Origin of the sequence: Stenotrophomonas sp. PS02289, assembly GCF_029960115.1 — a bacterium.
Classification (GTDB): domain Bacteria; phylum Pseudomonadota; class Gammaproteobacteria; order Xanthomonadales; family Xanthomonadaceae; genus Stenotrophomonas.
Genome location: NZ_JASCOZ010000259.1, coordinates 1 through 4,154 on the forward strand (window position 1 = coordinate 1; position 4,154 = coordinate 4,154).

Sequence of the window (4,154 nt, forward strand, 5' to 3'; positions counted from 1 at the left end):
CTGCGTGGCTTCGCGGTGTCAAACGGAATCGAAGCCACGCAGGGCGTGGCTCTACGGTCGGATCAAACACCGTGGAGTGGTTTATCCGCCGCCAGCGGTCTCACAGAACCGCGCACGGTATTCCATCGCCTTGGGCATCCACGCCTGCAGGTTCTGGATGCGCGTGCCGGGGTTGGGATGCGTGGACGAAAACTCCGGCGGAGCCTGCCCGCCACTGGCCTGGCCCATGCGTTCCCACAGCGGCACCGCCTCGCGCGGGTCGAAACACGCGGCGGCGGCCAGCATCAGCCCGACCTCATCGGCCTGGGTTTCATGGTTGCGTGCATACGGCAGCAGGTAGCCATAGCCCAGCGCCGACATCACCATCTGTTGCTGCGAGGGATCCATGCCGCTGGCCGCGCCGGCCATCTGACCGATCTGGGTCATCTTCTGCTGCGCCATGCGCTGCGCACCGTGGCGCAACAGCGCGTGGGCGATTTCATGTCCCATCACCACCGCCATCGCATCGCGTGTGCGTGCCACCGGCACCAGTCCGGTGTACACCGCCATCTTGCCGCCGGGCAGGCAGAACGCATTGGCCTGGTCGGACTGGATGACGTTCACTTCCCACTCGAAATCGCGTGAAAAATGGGCAGGCTTCAGGCCATGCTCCTCAGCCAGCGCGGTTTCCACCACGTCCACCTTGCGGATCAGCTGTTCGGCAATCGCGCGCACGTCCTGCGAGATCTGCGCGTTCGGATCCAAGGGACGCTCCTGCGCCAGGATCTCCTGGTAGGCCTGCAGGCCCAGCGCCTTTTCCTGGCTGGCATCGAGCGAGCTGTCGATCAGCACGCTTTCACCGGTATACGGGTCGACGCTGCGGTTGGAAAACCAGTAGTACGCGGCATACCCGGCAAATGCCAGCAGCACCCACCAGCGGATGTTGCCGAACAGGCCCGGCCGCCGGCCGCGTTGCTGCGACTGCCCCCCAAACGGATCGCTGCGCATGGTCGTGGTTCCTGAAGGAGCCGGCTCACCCTGGCCGGCGCTGGGGCCATCCTACCCCGGTGCCGTGTGAAGTCAGATACCACGCACCAGGCGGAAGCCGATCCGCGCATTGGTGGTGTCCGAGTCCTGCGACTGCCGCCAGGCGGCGCGGGTCTGTTCGGGCGCGTTGGCCCAGTTGCCGCCGCGGATCACCCGCTGCCGGCAGCCGGGGTTGAACCAGGCTGCACCGTCGGCGGGTGCGCGCCGGTAGCTGGCGTGCCAGCAATCGGCCACCCATTCGCTGAGATTGCCCGCCATGTCGTGCAGGCCGAACCCATTGGGCTCGAAGCTGGCCACCGGAGCCGGCCCCCACCAGCCGTCGCCGTAACCGACGAAGGCGTTGAACCAGCGCCGCCCGGACGGCGAGACGTCGTCGCCGCCGGTGAAATTGCCCGAGCCTTTCGGCGGCGTGCCCTCGTCCCCCCAGGGGTAGCGGCCGCTGGTGCCCGCGCGCAGGGCATATTCGAATTCGGCCTCACTGGGCAACCGGTAGTAGCGCCCGGTCTGCTCGGTCAGCCACATGGCGTAGTGCTCGGCGTCGCGCACGCTGACGTGCATGACCGGCGAATTGGCGATGGCCATGCTGCCGTCATAGCCGGACTGCCAATCCACCCCGCTGCGCAGCATGAAGTTGCCGCTGCGCTCGTCGTACACGGTGGAATGCCCACGGCGGGTAGCGCGCGGGCGCGCCTTGCTGGCCTGCACATAGCGGCGGAAGTCCGCCACGGTGACCTCGGTCATGGCCATGGCGAAGCCGCGATCAAAGCGCACGTAATGGGCCGGCTTTTCGGCATCACTGGCTCCGATCTCACCGTCTCCGGCCCCCATCTGGAAGCCGCCATGCGGCACCACGATCATCTGCGGGCCGCGTCCGCCATCACGCAGCGCGTCGCTGAACACCTGACCCGGGCGGAAACTGCCGTAATGGGTGACCAGTTCGATGCGTTCGCGCAGCTGCGCCACCACCGGGTCACCCGGCAGGGCAATGCGCAGCGCGTCTTCCAGCTTCTGTCGTGCCGGCTTGAGTCCCTGCGCGCTGCCCAGGTCGCGCAGGCCTTCATCGCGCAGGCGCATCAGGGTATCAGCACGGATCCGCTCGACCCGTTCAAAGGCGTCATTGATGGTCGGGGCGGAGTCCCGCACCTTGGCCGCCTCGGCCAGCCACACGCCGGCCCCGGTGAAGTCCGCCGCGCGGGCGGCGATCTCGGCGCGGCGGATCAGCGCGCTCTCCGACGCCGCCAGTCCCTGGCGGGCGCGCTCGTTGTCCGGGGCCAACGCCAGGGCCTCGCGGAAGTTCGGCAGCGCCCCGTCGCCGTCTTCACCGATGCGGTCGTTGCGCAGGTCGTCTTCGCCGGCGCGGTTGTAGGCAATCACCCGCTGCGCCAGCTCCACCTGCGACTGCAGCGTGCGCACGCGCGGATCTTCCGGGTCCAGGGTGAGCAGCACCAGGCCCATCTCGCCGGCCTTGGCCACCGCTTCGCGCTGTCGCAGCGGACGCACCAGCAGCGCGGCAATGTCGTCCAGCAGCGCCTCTTTGGCCCGGTTGATGCCGGCCTGTGCCTGACGGTCCTTGGGATCGCGCTCGCGCAGTGCCAGCCAGATCGGCAGCGCGGCCGTGGCGTCTTCGTACAGCCGGCCGCTCTCGAACGCCTTTGCCGCATCGCGCCGGGCCTGGGCCACCCCGGCGTCCTCGATCAGCACCGCCGGCGGCTGCCAGCGCTGCACGGTTTCGGCCTCGTCCTGCCCGCCGATGGTCACCTGCGCCGGCGTCGGGGCCCGCGCCGGAGCCTCAGGCTCGGCCGGGCGCGCCGCCGGCGGCGGGGCATTGTCAGGAGAGCAGGCGCTGGCGGTGAACAGCACCGTGGCCAGCAGCAGCGTCAGGGGACCGGGGGTTCGCAGCATGGGATCATCATAACGGCGCGCGGGCCGGTGCAGGCGCGTTATCCTGCCCACCTGAGCATTCCCGCAGCATGGAAACCCTACGTGGCCTATTGGATCAAAACCCCGGCAGAACTGGACGAACGCCTCCGCCAGCGCCCTACCCGCATCGGCCTGGACACCGAATTCATCCGTGAACGCACCTACTGGCCGCAGCTGGCGCTGGTGCAGATGGCCGTTGGCGACGAGGTGCTGCTGATCGACCCGCTGATTCCCGGCATGAACGAAGCCCTGGCGAAGTGGCTGGGCGACACCTCCATCCTGAAGATCATGCACAGCGCCAGCGAGGACCTCGTGACCTTCAAGGTCGCCTGCGGCGTGCTGCCGCGTCCCTTGTTCGATACCCAGATCGGCGCATCGCTGGCCGGCATCGGCGGCGGCATGGGCTACCAGAAGCTGGTCACCGCGATCACCGGCGTGACCCTTCCCAAGGGCGAGACCCGTTCGGACTGGATGCGCCGGCCCTTGTCTGAGGCGCAGCTGCAGTACGCCGCCGACGACGTGGAATATCTGTTCACGCTGCACGACGCCATCGACGCCAAGCTGCAGGAGCAGGGTCGACGCCAGTGGCTGGCCGACGACGCCGAGCGCCTGCTGGCCAGTGTCGAGCATGACGAAGAGCGCTGGCCGCACGTGGCGATGCGTTCGGCGCAGTTCATGGACAACGCCTCGCAGCTGCGCCTGTTGCGCCTGCTGCGTTGGCGCGACGTACAGGCCCGCAGCAGCGACCGCCCGCGCAGCTGGATCCTGGACAACGAACTGGCCGCGCAGCTGGCGCGCACCCCGCCGGCCGACCTGGACGCGCTGGGCAAGGTGATGGAAGGCTTCCCCAAGGCTCCGCGCAAGCTGGCCGGTGCGGTGTGGCACGCGCTGGTGACGCCGCTGGACGATGAAGACCAGGCCCCCCTGGCGCTGCCGGCGAACGACGGCAACAAGCAGGCGCTGAAGAAGCTGCAGGACGCGGTCAGCGCGCGCACGGCGGAACTGGGCCTGCCCGATGGCGTGCTCGCCTCGCGCAAGCACCTGGAAAGCTATCTGGAAAGCCGGCAGTGGCCGGCCGCCCTGGCCGGCTGGCGCCAGGCCGAGCTGGAGTCGCGCCTGCAGGCGGTGTTGCCGGCGTAAAACCGCGTAGAGCCACGCCCTGCGTGGCTGCAGGTGCCGAACAGGGTCGAAGCCACGCAGGGCGTGGC

Annotated in this window: 3 protein-coding genes; 1 reads left to right on the forward strand and 2 read right to left on the reverse strand. The window is 68.8% G+C overall.

All coding sequences use genetic code 11. From position 1 onward, the window contains the following. Window positions 1–81: 81 nt before the first annotated feature. The gene (locus tag QMX83_RS20545; RefSeq protein ID WP_282298478.1) at window positions 82–987 is read right to left on the reverse strand and encodes a M48 family metallopeptidase; all 906 of its coding nucleotides are present in this window, start codon (window positions 985–987) and stop codon (window positions 82–84) included. A gap of 72 nt (window positions 988–1,059) precedes the next feature. Further along, complete coding sequence (locus QMX83_RS20550; protein WP_282298479.1) at window positions 1,060–2,928, reverse strand: formylglycine-generating enzyme family protein; 1,869 nt, start codon at window positions 2,926–2,928, stop codon at window positions 1,060–1,062. 81 nt (window positions 2,929–3,009) lie between these two features. On the opposite strand from QMX83_RS20550, the gene rnd reads away from it, so the two are divergent. Further along, on the forward strand, window positions 3,010–4,086 hold the full coding sequence (rnd, locus tag QMX83_RS20555; RefSeq protein ID WP_282298480.1) for a ribonuclease D: 1,077 nt from the start codon (window positions 3,010–3,012) through the stop codon (window positions 4,084–4,086). Window positions 4,087–4,154: the final 68 nt, after the last annotated feature.

Bases quoted from the DNA above. Each gene is read 5' to 3' on its own strand.
- QMX83_RS20545 (WP_282298478.1), bottom strand. From the start codon at position 987: ATGCGCAGCGATCCGTTTGGGGGGCAGTCGCAGCAACGCGGCCGGCGG.
- QMX83_RS20550 (WP_282298479.1), bottom strand. From the start codon at position 2,928: ATGCTGCGAACCCCCGGTCCCCTGACGCTGCTGCTGGCCACGGTGCTG.